This is a genomic window from Aurantiacibacter sediminis (assembly GCF_016019885.1).
Classification (GTDB): Bacteria; Pseudomonadota; Alphaproteobacteria; order Sphingomonadales; family Sphingomonadaceae; genus Alteraurantiacibacter; species Alteraurantiacibacter sediminis.
Window position 1 is genome coordinate 225,553 of sequence record NZ_JAEANY010000001.1, and the last position, 12,666, is coordinate 238,218.

Annotated in this window: 18 protein-coding genes; 8 read left to right on the forward strand and 10 right to left on the reverse strand. The window is 60.9% G+C overall.

Annotated elements, in window-relative coordinates:
- The first annotated feature begins 206 nt into the window (after positions 1-206).
- The 5 genes from rpmG to I5L03_RS01220 all read left to right on the forward strand — a co-directional run bounded on the left by rpmG (position 207) and on the right by I5L03_RS01220 (position 3,752).
- Positions 207-374 (forward strand): 50S ribosomal protein L33, encoded by a 168-nt coding sequence (gene rpmG, locus I5L03_RS01200; protein WP_047003840.1) that lies wholly within the window; start codon positions 207-209, stop codon positions 372-374.
- A gap of 102 nt (positions 375-476) precedes the next feature.
- Positions 477-1,145, forward strand: a complete 669-nt coding sequence (locus I5L03_RS01205) for a LolA family protein (protein ID WP_197919883.1) — start codon at positions 477-479, stop codon at positions 1,143-1,145.
- A gap of 248 nt (positions 1,146-1,393) precedes the next feature.
- A complete protein-coding gene (gene xth, locus I5L03_RS01210; protein ID WP_197919884.1) occupies positions 1,394-2,185 on the forward strand; it encodes an exodeoxyribonuclease III in 792 nt (263 codons plus the stop codon).
- Between the two features lie 35 nt (positions 2,186-2,220).
- A complete protein-coding gene (gene ribA, locus I5L03_RS01215; RefSeq protein WP_325100018.1) occupies positions 2,221-3,258 on the forward strand; it encodes a GTP cyclohydrolase II in 1,038 nt (345 codons plus the stop codon).
- Positions 3,255-3,752 (forward strand): GNAT family N-acetyltransferase, encoded by a 498-nt coding sequence (locus I5L03_RS01220; RefSeq protein ID WP_197919885.1) that lies wholly within the window; start codon positions 3,255-3,257, stop codon positions 3,750-3,752. Before ribA ends, I5L03_RS01220 begins: the two co-directional genes overlap by 4 nt.
- Before the next feature lie 7 nt (positions 3,753-3,759).
- Here the strand turns inward: I5L03_RS01220 and asd are convergent, their stop codons facing one another.
- The 7 genes from asd to recQ all read right to left on the reverse strand — a co-directional run bounded on the left by asd (position 3,760) and on the right by recQ (position 9,241).
- Positions 3,760-4,602, reverse strand: a complete 843-nt coding sequence (gene asd / locus I5L03_RS01225) for an archaetidylserine decarboxylase (RefSeq protein ID WP_197919886.1) — start codon at positions 4,600-4,602, stop codon at positions 3,760-3,762.
- Between the two features lie 10 nt (positions 4,603-4,612).
- A complete protein-coding gene (locus I5L03_RS01230) occupies positions 4,613-4,876 on the reverse strand; it encodes a DksA/TraR family C4-type zinc finger protein (RefSeq protein ID WP_197919887.1) in 264 nt (87 codons plus the stop codon).
- Between the two features lie 50 nt (positions 4,877-4,926).
- Entirely contained in the window at positions 4,927-5,928 is a 1,002-nt protein-coding gene (locus I5L03_RS01235; RefSeq protein ID WP_407647589.1) for a right-handed parallel beta-helix repeat-containing protein, read from the reverse strand.
- A gap of 56 nt (positions 5,929-5,984) precedes the next feature.
- Entirely contained in the window at positions 5,985-6,233 is a 249-nt protein-coding gene (locus I5L03_RS01240) for a hypothetical protein (RefSeq protein WP_197919888.1), read from the reverse strand.
- A 2-nt stretch (positions 6,234-6,235) separates the two neighbouring features.
- Positions 6,236-6,442 carry a toxin-antitoxin system HicB family antitoxin gene (locus I5L03_RS01245; RefSeq protein ID WP_197919889.1) on the reverse strand — a complete coding sequence of 69 codons (207 nt, stop codon included), beginning with the start codon at positions 6,440-6,442 and terminating at the stop codon, positions 6,236-6,238.
- A gap of 6 nt (positions 6,443-6,448) precedes the next feature.
- Positions 6,449-7,360 carry an SPFH domain-containing protein gene (locus I5L03_RS01250; protein ID WP_197919890.1) on the reverse strand — a complete coding sequence of 304 codons (912 nt, stop codon included), beginning with the start codon at positions 7,358-7,360 and terminating at the stop codon, positions 6,449-6,451.
- An 81-nt stretch (positions 7,361-7,441) separates the two neighbouring features.
- Complete coding sequence (recQ, locus tag I5L03_RS01255; protein WP_197919891.1) at positions 7,442-9,241, reverse strand: DNA helicase RecQ; 1,800 nt, start codon at positions 9,239-9,241, stop codon at positions 7,442-7,444.
- A 121-nt stretch (positions 9,242-9,362) separates the two neighbouring features.
- Between recQ and I5L03_RS01260 the strand changes: the two genes are divergently transcribed.
- The 3 genes from I5L03_RS01260 to phhA are packed head-to-tail and all read left to right on the forward strand — an operon-like array spanning position 9,363 to position 10,875.
- Entirely contained in the window at positions 9,363-9,668 is a 306-nt protein-coding gene (locus tag I5L03_RS01260) for a hypothetical protein (RefSeq protein WP_197919892.1), read from the forward strand.
- A gap of 7 nt (positions 9,669-9,675) precedes the next feature.
- Positions 9,676-9,867, forward strand: a complete 192-nt coding sequence (locus tag I5L03_RS01265; RefSeq protein ID WP_197919893.1) for a hypothetical protein — start codon at positions 9,676-9,678, stop codon at positions 9,865-9,867.
- Between the two features lie 60 nt (positions 9,868-9,927).
- Positions 9,928-10,875: a phenylalanine 4-monooxygenase gene (gene phhA, locus I5L03_RS01270; protein ID WP_197919894.1), complete on the forward strand. Its 948-nt coding sequence runs from the start codon at positions 9,928-9,930 to the stop codon at positions 10,873-10,875.
- 76 nt (positions 10,876-10,951) lie between these two features.
- Here the strand turns inward: phhA and I5L03_RS01275 are convergent, their stop codons facing one another.
- From I5L03_RS01275 to I5L03_RS01285, 3 genes are all read right to left on the reverse strand, one after another.
- Positions 10,952-11,197, reverse strand: coding sequence for a hypothetical protein (locus I5L03_RS01275; protein ID WP_197919895.1), 246 nt, complete (start codon positions 11,195-11,197; stop codon positions 10,952-10,954).
- A 103-nt stretch (positions 11,198-11,300) separates the two neighbouring features.
- On the reverse strand, positions 11,301-11,573 hold the full coding sequence (locus I5L03_RS01280) for a GlsB/YeaQ/YmgE family stress response membrane protein (RefSeq protein ID WP_197919896.1): 273 nt from the start codon (positions 11,571-11,573) through the stop codon (positions 11,301-11,303).
- A 100-nt stretch (positions 11,574-11,673) separates the two neighbouring features.
- Positions 11,674-12,519 carry an undecaprenyl-diphosphate phosphatase gene (locus I5L03_RS01285; protein WP_197919897.1) on the reverse strand — a complete coding sequence of 282 codons (846 nt, stop codon included), beginning with the start codon at positions 12,517-12,519 and terminating at the stop codon, positions 11,674-11,676.
- Positions 12,520-12,666: the final 147 nt, after the last annotated feature.

Below are 12,666 nucleotides of genomic sequence, written 5' to 3' on the forward strand. Positions count from 1 at the left end.
TCCCAGCTTCGACTAGCAAGCAAGCTTGCAAGTCTGCATATCCCTCCCCCGTCGAGGGGAAGGTGTTCGTTCCACGCTTGACTTTTCCCCGATTCTCACCCATTGGGCGCGCCGGAACGGCGGTGCACCGGTGCGCCGCCTGTATTTTTTCGGGCCACCCGGACGCGATTCGGCCAGCCCCTCAAAGCAATTTTGGAAGCAAGACCATGGCGAAGCCCGCAACCATCAAGATCCGCTTGAATTCGACCGCGGACACTGGCCACTTCTATGTGACCAAGAAGAACCCGCGTAACCACACAGAAAAGTTCACCTTCCGCAAGTATGACCCGATTGCGAAGAAGCACGTCGAGTACAAGGAAGGCAAAATCAAGTAAGCGAAGCCCGCGCGCAATCGCGGTGTGCTCACAAGATTTATGAACGGCGGGAACCACGCCAGTTCAGTGACAGTTCAACGCTGCACCACTAAGGATTGCAGTATGAACGCGAAAACTCTCTTATCGAAAAAGCCTCTCGCTGCCGTAATGGCGGGCGCGATGGCTGTTACCCTGCCCGCTTCGCTGGCGCTGCCAGTGGCGACTGCCACGGCCCAGTCGCAGTCGAACGATCTGTCCCGCGCGACCCGCGCGCTGCGTGCGATCACAACGCTGCAGGCCGATTTTACCCAGACGGACCGCGCCGGAAACACCGTCTCGGGCGAGCTGACCTTGCGCAATCCGGGGCGCATTCGCTTCGAATATGAGGAAAGCGTCAACATGCTCGTCGTGTCTGACGGGCGCGCTTTGACGCTGGTCGATTACGATGTGCAGCAGGTTGAACGCTGGCCGATCCGCAATTCACCGCTTGGCGCATTGCTTGATCCGAACCGGGACATGACCCGCTACGGCACGGTGCAACCGACCGACAGCGACAATGTGATCAGCATCAATGTGCGCGATCCCGAACGCCCGGAATTCGGCGTGATGACGCTCATTTTCGTTGAAGATGCCAGCGCGCCCGGCGGCTTGGAACTCGCCAGCTGGGTGGCACTCGACTCGCAAAATACGCGCACCACCGTGCGGCTGCGCAATCACCGCTATGGCGCTTCGGTACCCGACAGTGCCTTCCGCTACCGCGATCCGCGCCGCTCAAGTCGTCGTCCGGGATAATCGCCTCGGGGCCGAGTGGTTGTAAATTTGCGACAAATGGCCGCCGAAATTCATTGGCGAGACAGGCGTGAACCCGTAATTTACTTAAACAAGGTGCGGTTGAGGCGGGTTTCCCCCCTGTTGCCCGATTCTCAATCACACCGCACCTTGTGAAGCGTGACGAACGCTTAATAGGAACCCCCGCCGCAATGCCCCCGCGGTGGGGGTTTTTGTTTGAGGTTTGGGTTTACGCTCCCTATCCCTCCCCCATGATTTCAATCGCTACCTGGAACATCAATTCCGTCCGCCTGCGCATGCCCATTGTCGAGCGTTTCCTGAAGGAGGAAGCGCCTGACGTGTTGTGCCTGCAGGAGATCAAGTGCCAGGAGCATCAGTTCCCGTTCAAGGCGTTTGAGGCGCTGGGCTACAATCATTTCGCGATCCACGGGCAGAAGGGTTATCATGGTGTCGCCACGGTCAGCCGGGTGCCGATCACCGAATTTTCCCGCCATGATTGGCAGGCCAATGGCGAGGCGCGGCATGTCGGTGTCGAATTGCCCGACCATGACGGAATGATCGTCGAGAATGTCTATATCCCCGCAGGCGGCGATGAGCCTGATCGCGAAAAAAATCCGAAATTCGGCCAGAAGCTCGATTTCTTCGAGCGGATGACGCGCTGGGCGGACACAATCGATCGGCCCACCCTGATCGTGGGCGATTTCAACGTCGCGCCGCTGGAAAGCGATGTGTGGAGCCACAAGCAGCTGCTTAAAGTTGTCAGCCACACGCCCATCGAAGTGGAAACGATGCAGCGGTTCAAGGATGCCCACGGCTTTACCGATATCGGGCGCGAATTCATCAGGGATCCGGATCGCTATTACAGCTGGTGGAGTTATCGCTCCAAGGACTGGAAAGTGAACGATCGCGGGCGGCGGCTCGATCACATGTGGGCGAGCCCCGAACTTGCTGCGCAATCGACGCGCCACTGGCTGCGTGAGGATGCGCGCGACTGGGAAAAGCCGAGCGACCACATTCCGCTCATTACGGAGTTCGATCTCTGAGCGCGTCGGCCGCCTACCCCTCGCCCGAGCGGCGGGTGGCGCAGGCGGTCGACGCGCTGCGCCATGGCTGGCCGCTGCGCATCGGCGACGGCCTTACACTGCTGCCTATCGAAACCGCGGCCGAGCGCGCGACGCAATCGGCGCAGATGCTGGTCTCTGCTGCACGTGCAGAGACGCTGCGGCTAGGCAATCAGCGCGCTGCGGCAGGCGGCCACCATCCGGTGTTTATTCGCGCCGCAGAGGCTTTGGACGTGCGCGCAGCCCTGCCGATTGCAGACCCCGCGCTCGACACCGCCAATCCGCTGAAAGGCCCCTTCAAGGCGCTCGATCTCCCATGGCTTGCCGAGGCCGAGGCCGCAATGGAGCTGGCGCGGATCGCCGGTATTCTCCCTGCCTTCCTTGTCGATCCCGATCCTGCCGGAGAACCGGTGTCGCTGGAGCCGACCGACCTCGCGGCCTGGAGCGCACCCATCAACCTCTCCGTCGCTACCCGCGCGCACCTGCCCATCGCGCGCGAGGAAGAGGCCGACATCATCGCCTTCCGCAGCGCCAATGACATGCGCGAACATGTCGCGCTGGTGCTCGGCGAGCAGACATCGGACAGGCCGCCGCTGGTGCGCTTGCATTCCGAATGCCTGACCGGCGATATTTTCGGCAGCCTCAAATGCGATTGCGGTCCGCAACTGGATGCAGCGCTTGCGGCCATGTCAGCCGAAGCGGCGGCAGGCGGCTGGGGCGTCCTGCTCTACATGCGGCAGGAAGGGCGCGGCATCGGCCTCATCAACAAGCTTCGCGCCTATCGTCTGCAGGATGAAGGCGTGGATACGCTGGAGGCAAACCAGCGCCTTGGCCTGCCGGAGGAAGCGCGCGACTTCCCGCTTGCCGCGCGGATGCTCGATCTGCTGGCGGTGCGCGAAGTGCGGCTGATGACCAACAATCTGGAAAAGGTCACCGCGCTCGAAAATGCAGGCGTGAAAGTCATCGAACGCGTGCCCCACCAGCTGCCGTCCAATCCGCACAATACGCGCTATCTCGCGACCAAACGCGACCGGGCGGGGCATCTGCTCACATGAGCTGGGTGATTCGGGAGGAACGCGAGGACGATGAAGCCGCCATTCACAGCCTGACCGCAAAAGCGTTCGCACCAATGCCCTTCAGCGATGGCAGCGAACCCGCCATCATTGATGGCCTGCGCAAAAGCGGGGACCTGGCACTTTCACTTGTGGCAGAGGATGAACACCGGATTGTTGGCCATATCGCTTTTTCACCCGTAGCGATCAGCGATTGTTCGCAAGAGTGGTATGGCCTGGGGCCAGTCAGCGTAGCACTCGATTGCCAGCGAAAAGGGTTGGGCAGCGCATTGATCGAGCGCGGTATCGCGGACATGCGAGCGGCGGGAGCGCGCGGCATCGTGTTGCTGGGCTCGACCGAATATTACCCCCGCTTCGGCTTCGAGCGTGATCCGAAGCTGCAATATCCCGGCCCACCTGCAGAGAACTTCATGCGACTTATATTGCAGGGTGACGTGCCAGCAGGGACGGTGAGCTACGCAGCCGCCTTCGGATAGAAGGCGTTTAAAGCCAGCGCCCGATGGCCTGGCCCATGCGCACGCTGTCTCCGGCTTTCAGTGCACTGTCCCATTCGAGCGTGCCCGGCTCAAACAGCAAAACGACAGTAGAGCCCAAGAAAAAGCGCCCCATTTCCGCGCCCGCCTTCAGCCGGTGCGTGCCGGGCGAAAAACCGAATTCGCGCATCTTCGGGCTGTGCGCCGCCTCACGCCCGCCCCACACGGTTTCGATCCCGGCAACGATCATCGCGCCCACCATCACGCTGGCAAAGCTGCCGCGCGCGCTGTCGAACAGGCAGGCGAGGCGTTCGTTGCGCGCGAACAGGCCATCAACATTTTCCGCCGTCACCTGGTTTACGCTGAACAGATCGCCCGGCATGTACCGTGTCGAACGCAGATCGCCCACTGCCGGCATATGGACGCGGTGGTAATCCTTCGGGCTGAGGTAAATCGTGGCGAAGTGTCCGCCCGCAAATTTCTCTGCCGCTTCCGCATCGCCGCCGAGCAATTGCGCGGCGGTAAATTCGCGGCCCTTGGCCTGGAAAATGCGCCCCTCGGTGATACGTCCGATCTGGCTCACCGCGCCATCGGCTGGGGAAAGCACATGCGTCTGGCTATCGGCCAGCGGGCGCGCGCCGGGTTTGAGCTCGCGCGTGAAGAAGTCGTTGAAGCTTTCGTAAGCTTCGACAGGCCGCGCTGCCTCGCTCATATCGACATCGTATGATGCGATGAAGCGATGGATCAGACGATCCTTGATCCACGGCGTCGTGCTGCCAGCGAATTTTCCGGCGAAGCGCGAGATGGCGTGGTGCGGCACAATTCGCTGGAGAGCGATGAAGGGCTTGGACATGGAGGTGGCCTTAGCGCAACTGGCTGTCTTTGGAACCGCGGCGATTGATGGCAGAGTGGCGCACGCTTGCATCCTTGCCTGATTGGCAGGCTACGCAGGTCTGGACGCCGGGAACGGCAATGCGGCGCTTTTCAGGGATATCCTCCCCGCATTCACGGCAATAGAGCGCGCTTTCGCCTCTGGGCAGGCGGGCACGCGCCGCAGCCACCGCATCGTTTACACTGTCTTCAATCTGATCCTGAACCGCGCCATCGCGCGACCAACCGCCTGCCATATAATATCTCCTGCCCGATCAACGGGCGGCAGCAGGCATGTGTTCCGGCGCTATCGCACCTCGTAGCGGGAGAGACCGCGGCCAAGAGCGTTATCGCCGATGCCGCCCATGTCGCCCGACCAGTCTGCGACAAACACGGTGTTGCGGCTCACGCCCGGAGCAAGGCGAGCATCATTGCCGACCACTTGCAAAGCGGAAGAGGAGCGCTGGCTTCCCTCGGCGGCGACGGCGATAAAGGCGGAATAGTTTTCCTTGTCCGCGCCCTGCACGAACCAATTATTGGTGATCTGGCCCGATGCGCCGCCGGGCAGGTCGATCATGTAATTGGTCGCGCGGCCTGCGGCATCGTCAAAACTGGAGGAAGCGATGTCCACCCGCTCGGCGCGCGATTTGACGTAATGCCCGCCGCGCCCCTGCTCGAAGCGCGAATTGGTGATGCGGACATGGCCGAGATCGCCGGTGTAGATCGAATGCGCACAGCCGCCCGGGCCATCGCATGTGCCGAGCCGGGTAAAGGTGGAGCGATCGACCACCATGCGCGAAGATCCATCACTCCCGGTCAAAATGCCCTGCTGGCTGTCGCGGAACCAGCTTTGCGCGACGGTAAGATCGCCCGTTTCAAGGCGAATGCCCGATCCGTTGAAATCGGGCACGCGCATGTTCTGGAAAATGAGGCCCGAAACGTCGGCGCTCTGCCCGCGCAACACCAGCGCGGCCTTGCCTTCGCAGGTCACGCCATCGAAAATGGCGCTCCCCGGCTCGCTGGCGAAATAGGAAATGCTGCCCTGCGTCTGCACCGCGCATTGTTCGTGGCGCCCAGCCGCTATGGCGATAGTGCCGGAATTGCTGCCGATCGCATTGACCGCATCTTGTAGTCGCTCGAAACCCTGCCCCGTCTCGACCACAGTGTAGGGCGACGCACGATCCTGCGCGAAAAGCGAAGCGGCAGGAATGGCCGCCACAGCGAGGCCGAAGACTGCCAGAATGGCCTTCGTCGGAAGGCGTTTCACCATGGGGCGAGCGAGCGTGGGCGCGGCATAGGTCATCACCATGCCAGCCGTAGCGAAAAAGGGTTAATTGCCCGCTAAGGAGAGGGTTAGCGCGCTGCTCAGCTGCGCCAGCGCCAGCCGCCGCGCGTATGGCGTTTGGCGAGCAACACGAAGATGACCGTCGAGAATGCCATGCCGATCGCTCCGACGGCGAGCCAGTCGCCTTCGAGCATGAGGCCGAAACCGACCATCAGCGCGAGATAGACGCCGAGCAGAACCCATCCCTGCCATGCGCATGGCAGGCCAGAACCATATCCAAGGCGCTTGGGCTCAAACCATGGGTCATCGCTCAAAATGCTGTGCAGCATATTCAATCCTCCTTCGGCGGTCGCCCGCGGCGTGGTGTCTTCGACATGCTGACTTCGATGCCGCGCCTGGCAAGCGCCTCGCGGATCAGCACTTCGATCTCGGCATTTACTGAGCGCAATTCGCGCGAGGCGAGGCGCTCCACTGCATCGTGGAGCGCCGGATCAAGCCGCAGGGCAAAGGCCTTTTTGGGTTTTGGCTTTTGGGCCATGACAAACTACTGGTACAGCGATCCAGCGTTGACGACGGGCTGGGTCTCCCGATCGCCGCACAGGACAACGAGCAGGTTGGAAACCATGGCGGCGCGGCGCTCATCATCCAGATGGACGATGTCATCGCTCGCCAGCTTCTCCAGCGCGTCTTCCACCATCCCGACAGCGCCCAGCACCACTTTCTTGCGCGCCGCGATCACGGCATCGGCCTGCTGGCGGCGGAGCATCGCTCCGGCGATTTCGGACGCATAGGCAAGGTGCGTGAGCCCTGCTTCGTCCACTACGATCCCGGCGACTTTCAGCCTGTCATTGAGCTCAGCCTGCAATTCGGAATTCACCACATCCGGGTGGCCGCGCAGCGTCGTCTCATTCTCCTCAAAATCGTCATAGGGGTGGCGCGCGCCGACGGTGCGCAGTCCCGCCTCGATCTGGATATTCACGAATTCCTTGTAATCATCGACATCGAAAACCGCCTGCGCCGTGTCGCGCACGCGCCAGACCACGTTGCAGGCGACATCGATCGGGTTGCCGCGCTTGTCATTGATCTTGATGCGTTCGGAGTGAACGTTGTGCGCGCGCACGGAGACTTTCTTGCGCCCCATCCACGGCCACACCCAGCGCAGACCCTCGGTCCGGTCCGTCCCGCGATATTCGCCGAACAGCGTGATCACCGCGCCCTGATTGGGCTGGATCATGTAGAAGCCGCACCAGGCAAACAGGCCGACAAGAAACACCGCCAGCGTCGTCCACATTTGCACCGCATATGGTGCGCCCGCATCCTTCAGATTGATGGCGTGAACGAACATCCAGATGGAAAGCCCTGTCAAAATGGTGGCGGCTGCCAGCATCACAAAGCCATTGTAGCCCGAAGCCTTACGCTCCTGGCTGGCAGTCATTGCAGACGAAATCTCCGTCATAAATCCTCCTGTTGATATAATTATGATATCATCTTTATATCACAGATTGGTTTTGCGCAAGGAAAACCGGATTGCAGAAGATCAATTGTCGCGAATGGCCTTCAGAAATGCCTCGCCATAGGCGGCGAGTTTCTTTTCGCCCACGCCGGGGATCGTGCCCATTTCGGCGAGTGTCGCAGGCCTGTCAGCTGCCATGCTGCGCAGAACAGCGTCGTGAAACACGACATAGGGCGGCACCTGCGCCTGCGCGGCGAGATCGCGGCGCAGTTCGCGCAATGCATCGAACAGCGGATCGCCGACAGGATTGGGCGTGCTGTCACGCCGACGTTTGCGGCCCATTGACCGGGCAGGCGGACGCGTCATCGTCAGCTCGGCCTCTCCCGTCAGGATAGCGCGCGCATCGCCTCCCAGCTTCAACCCGCCATAGTCGTTCTGGACAAGGCTGCCGCGCACCTGCAGCGCCCGCGCGACGGGTTGCAGCAGCCGGGCCTCTTCACCTTCGACTATGCCGAAGACCGAAAGCTTGTCGTGCTCTCGCTGCATCACGCGCTCATCGCTCGCGCCCGTCAGCACCTTTTGCAGATGGCCGAAGCCGAAGCTTTGCCCCGTGCGATAAACGGCGGACAGCAGCTTTCGCGCCAGCTCGGTCACGTCGATCTGCTCAGGCGGATCGAGGCAATTGTCGCAATTGCCGCAGGTTTCAGGCGGGTCTTCGCCAAAATGCCGCAAAAGCACCGCGCGGCGGCAGCCTGCGGTCTCCACCAATCCGGCGAGCGCATCGAGGCGGCTGCGCTCACCGCGCTGGCGCTCTTCACCCACATCGCCAAGACGCGCGCGGGCCTGCGCAAAATCGCCGGGGCCCCACAGCGTGATCGCCAGCGCCGGATCGCCATCGCGGCCCGCACGGCCGGTTTCCTGGTAATAGGCTTCGATCGATTTGGGGATGCCCGCATGCGCGACAAAGCGCACATCGGGTTTGTCGATCCCCATGCCGAACGCGATGGTTGCGACCATCACCATGTCTTCGCTGGCGACGAAGGCGGACTGATTGGCAGCGCGTACTTCCGGCGGAAGGCCTGCATGATAGGGCAGGACAGGCCGACCGCTCGCCGACGCCAATTGCTCTGCCAAAGCCTCCACCTTCTTGCGCGTGGGCGCGTAAATAATGCCGGGACCCGTATGCTCCTCCAGTAGCCCAGCCAGCTGTCGCCCCAACGAATCGCGCGGGGCGAAGGCGTAGCGGATATTGGGCCGATCGAAGCCAGCAACGATCAGGCCCTCCTCGGCAATGCCCAGCTGGGTGAGGATGTCCGCCCTCGTATGCGCGTCTGCGGTGGCGGTGAGTGCAAGTCGTGGCACATCCGGGAAAGCATCCATCATCGGGCGCAGCTGGCGGTAATCGGGCCGGAAATCATGACCCCATTCGGACACGCAATGCGCCTCATCCACCGCGAACAGGGCGATGCGCGCGCGTGACAGGAGATCGCGAAAACCCTGCTGGCTGGCGCGCTCGGGCGCGACATAGAGCAGGTCCAGCTCGCCCGCTTCGAACGCGCTCATCGTCTCGCGCCAATCCGCATCGACACTGGTGAGCGTGGCTGCACGAATGCCGTTGGCGCGCGCGCTTCGCAGCTGATCGTGCATAAGCGCAATCAGAGGCGAGATGACGATGCAGGTCCCGTCCATCATCGTGGCTGGCAGCTGGTAAGTGAGCGATTTGCCGGCACCTGTGGGCATTACCGCCAGTGTCGATTGCCCATGCAGCACCCGCGCCACCACATCCGCCTGGACACCGCGAAAGTGGGTGAAACCGAAAATGCGGCGCAATTGATCATGCGCGTGATCGGCGTCGGGCAAGGAGAGGATTGAGGCGGTGGGCATCGCATTTCGTCCCTGCCAGATCGCACCCTGCCTCGCCAGCACCGCAAAGCGCATTTCCACTTGGCTTTCTCTGCGCTAAGCGTGCTCGCCTTGATTACCACCACCTGAGAGGGGTTCATCCATGAAGAAACTTGCCATTATTGCCGCTGGTGCTGCTTTCGCGCTGTCTGCCTGCGGTGAAACCACCGACGCTTCCGATGATGCTGTCGCCGACACGGTAGAAGTGCCTGCCGATACCGCGATGGAAGACATGCCGGAGCCGGTCGCCGACGAAGACGCCTTGGCCGATGACGAAGCCATGAGCGATGAAGATGCCGAAGCCGCAATGGACGTGAATGAAGACATGGCCGAGCAGGCTGGCGACGATGCCATGGGCGTTGTCGAAGCGGCGGAAGCAGCCGAAGCCGAAATGGAAGCAGCCGAGTAAGCTGACGATGCGCCGCACCCTTACGGCATGCGCCCTGGGTGCGGCGCTTATCTCCTGTTCCCCGCAGAACAGCACCGAGGCGCCCGAGCCGCCAACGCCTGATGAAGAGCGCGCCATTGCTCAGGCGACAGAAATGCTCGGTGAGAGAACGGGCGATGACGAGCCTGCAGCCAATGCGCCCGACAGGCCCGCTCCCTAGACACCATGCGGCGTCCCTTGAAAGTGGATAGCCCTTTCAAATTGTGATAATTTCCAACCCATGGCCACTGTGACGCACCAATCCGAACAGGCGCAGGATTTCTCCGCGCTTCCTGAAGTTTCCAGCGACGTGTTTACCGCTCCATTGAAACGCCCCGACCATGTGGGTGAAAACTGGATCGAGCCCCAGCAGACCCAATACACATCGGAAGACGACGCGATCTGGAATGATCTGTTCGCGCGCCAAATGGAAGTCCTGCCCGGCCGCGCCTGCAGCGCGATGATGGAAGGCATGGAAAAGCTGGACCTTGGCAAAGGCGGCGTGCCCGATTTCGACCGGCTGAGCGAAGAACTGGGCGCTATGACGGGCTGGAGCGTCATCCCGGTGCCCATGCTCATTCCCGATCACGTGTTCTTCTGGCACCTCGCCAATCGTCGCTTCCCGGCAGGCAATTTCATCCGCACGCGCGAGACATTCGACTACATCCAGGAGCCGGACGTTTTTCACGACGTTTTCGGGCACGTGCCGCTGCTGACCGATCCGGTATTCGCCGATTACATGCAGGAATATGGCCGCGCCGGGTGGAAAGCCATGCGCTACAACCGGCTGAAGGCGCTGGGCGCGCTCTATTGGTACACGGTCGAATTCGGCCTGATTATGGAGCAGGGCGAGCCGAAGATATTCGGGGCAGGTATCCTGTCCGGCCCGCAGGAAGCCGTGTTCGCACTGGAAGCGGACAGCCCCAATCGCATCATGCTGAATGTCGACCGCGTCATGCGTACAGATTACGTGATCGACGATCTGCAGCCGACCTATTTCGTGATCGAGAGCTTCGAAGATCTCTACCGCCAGACGGTTGAGCGCGATTTCGATCGGCTTTATCGCAGCCTTGGCCCGAGCTTCACCTATGCCAATTCGGCCATTATCGATGTCGACAATGTGGTGCATCGCGGCACTCAGGAATATTTCCTGCGCGGTGGCCGTGGCAGCAGCGCAAAGCTGGTCTGAGCCCATAGCGTAAGAAAAAAGGGCCGGCCGCCATCACGGCGTCGGCCCTTTTGCTAAACCGATAGAAGCGCGGCGATTACATACCGTCGCCGTCTTCCGTTGCCTCGCCATCCATCGCTGCCCTGTCTTCTCCGCCCTCTACAGCTTCATCGACGATCGAGTTGGCTTCCGCGTCGGACATGACGACACCGTCATGCTCGGCTTCGGCTGAGTATTCGCCTTCTTCCGCCATTTCTTCCGTGTCATCGTCGGCTGCTCCTCCGCAGGCGGCAAGGCTCAGGCCGAGCGCGCTGGCGGCGGCGAATACAGTACGTCTTTTCATCAAAGCATCCTCTGGGATTGCGTGGTGCGACCGAAATTGGTTCCGGCCCGCCCTTTGGCGCTGACCCGGTTCCAACACACCTTCACGGCGTGCAAGAGTATGCTTAACGAATAAATCGGGAGTGCAACAGATTCACCACCAATAGCGCGACGATTGCACCCAGAATCGAGATAAGAACCGCGGATATGGTATATGTGCCCTCGGCAAGGCTGCCGGCCCCGAGCACCGGCGCAACGAGCAGCCCGGCAATCAAACTGCCGGCGATGCCGCCCACGACATTCAAACCGATGCCGCGCGAAAGCCGTTCTGCACGCAGAACAAACGCTGTGAGCCACCCCGTAACGGCTCCTGCAACAATCATGAAAACAATACCCACGGAATAAACCTGTGTTTACAACTCTCGACCTGGTTCAAAAACAGGAGTTGAGCCTAAACGTTCCGAAAACGGCTGTTTCGAGCCTGCGAACTCGCGCCGTTTAGAAGAAGGTCAGCAGGGCTATGCCCATGGCAATGCGATACAGCACGAAGACAAGCATGCTCGCTTTTTTCAGGAAATTCATAAGGAAAGCCATCGTCAGGAAAGCCGCGATGAATGTAAGAACGCCGGCAATCAGCGCTTCCATGGCAAGCGTCGATCCGGCTTCAAATATTTCCGGAACAATCAGTATTCCCGCCCCGGCAACGGCAGGGATGGAGAGCAGGAAGGAGAAGCGCGCGGACTCGAAACGATTATAGCCCAGCGCGCGGGCAGCCGTCATCGTGACCCCCGAACGGCTGGTGCCCGGAATGATCGCCAGCGCCTGCGCGATCCCGACGATGAGGCCATCGCGCCAGGTCATATCCTCGAACCGCTTTTGCTCGCGCCCAAAATGGTCAGCAAGCCCAAGCAGGATGCCATAGAAAATCAGGTTGAAAGCGATGAGATCGGTGAAACGGATCGAGCTCATCAGATCGTCATCGACAATGGTGATGCCGAACATGCTTGTCGCGATGCCGTTGAACAGGCCGAGCTTGATAGAAAGGCCGAAAACAACCGCCGGGATCGTTCCCAGCGCAATCCACCAAAATAGCTGGCGTGCCGCAGGCGCTTTGCCAATGCCGATACTGGCAAAGCCGCCGCGCGCGAGCATGGCCACGTCTTTGAAGAAATAGACCATGATCGCCAGCAGCGATCCGACATGCACCGCCACATCGATCAGCGGCCCCTGATCGGGAAAATCGGTGAGATAGGGGATCAGTATCAAATGCCCTGACGATGAAATCGGCAGGAATTCGGTGATCCCCTGAACGATGGCGATCAACAGCAGCTGGAGAAAGGTCATGGGCGTAGCTCAATGGCGCGATGGCAGGCCAAGTCAAGCGTAAGTGGCTGGCCACCCCGCTTGCGGGAGGGGTTGGGGGTGGGCAATAAAGAAAAAGCCCGCCCTGGCAGCTGTCCAGAGCGGGCTGTTTCTAAAGTTTTGAAGCAA

Excerpts from the sequence above, each read along its gene's own strand:
- rpmG (WP_047003840.1), top strand. The coding sequence starts at position 207 with ATGGCGAAGCCCGCAACCATCAAGATCCGCTTGAATTCGACCGCGGAC.
- I5L03_RS01205 (WP_197919883.1), top strand. The coding sequence starts at position 477 with ATGAACGCGAAAACTCTCTTATCGAAAAAGCCTCTCGCTGCCGTAATG.
- xth (WP_197919884.1), top strand. The coding sequence starts at position 1,394 with ATGATTTCAATCGCTACCTGGAACATCAATTCCGTCCGCCTGCGCATG.
- I5L03_RS01220 (WP_197919885.1), top strand. The coding sequence starts at position 3,255 with ATGAGCTGGGTGATTCGGGAGGAACGCGAGGACGATGAAGCCGCCATT.
- asd (WP_197919886.1), bottom strand. The coding sequence starts at position 4,602 with ATGTCCAAGCCCTTCATCGCTCTCCAGCGAATTGTGCCGCACCACGCC.
- I5L03_RS01230 (WP_197919887.1), bottom strand. The coding sequence starts at position 4,876 with ATGGCAGGCGGTTGGTCGCGCGATGGCGCGGTTCAGGATCAGATTGAA.
- I5L03_RS01235 (WP_407647589.1), bottom strand. The coding sequence starts at position 5,928 with ATGGTGATGACCTATGCCGCGCCCACGCTCGCTCGCCCCATGGTGAAA.
- I5L03_RS01240 (WP_197919888.1), bottom strand. The coding sequence starts at position 6,233 with ATGCTGCACAGCATTTTGAGCGATGACCCATGGTTTGAGCCCAAGCGC.
- I5L03_RS01245 (WP_197919889.1), bottom strand. The coding sequence starts at position 6,442 with ATGGCCCAAAAGCCAAAACCCAAAAAGGCCTTTGCCCTGCGGCTTGAT.
- I5L03_RS01250 (WP_197919890.1), bottom strand. The coding sequence starts at position 7,360 with ATGACGGAGATTTCGTCTGCAATGACTGCCAGCCAGGAGCGTAAGGCT.
- recQ (WP_197919891.1), bottom strand. The coding sequence starts at position 9,241 with ATGCCCACCGCCTCAATCCTCTCCTTGCCCGACGCCGATCACGCGCAT.
- I5L03_RS01260 (WP_197919892.1), top strand. The coding sequence starts at position 9,363 with ATGAAGAAACTTGCCATTATTGCCGCTGGTGCTGCTTTCGCGCTGTCT.
- I5L03_RS01265 (WP_197919893.1), top strand. The coding sequence starts at position 9,676 with ATGCGCCGCACCCTTACGGCATGCGCCCTGGGTGCGGCGCTTATCTCC.
- phhA (WP_197919894.1), top strand. The coding sequence starts at position 9,928 with ATGGCCACTGTGACGCACCAATCCGAACAGGCGCAGGATTTCTCCGCG.
- I5L03_RS01275 (WP_197919895.1), bottom strand. The coding sequence starts at position 11,197 with ATGAAAAGACGTACTGTATTCGCCGCCGCCAGCGCGCTCGGCCTGAGC.
- I5L03_RS01285 (WP_197919897.1), bottom strand. The coding sequence starts at position 12,519 with ATGACCTTTCTCCAGCTGCTGTTGATCGCCATCGTTCAGGGGATCACC.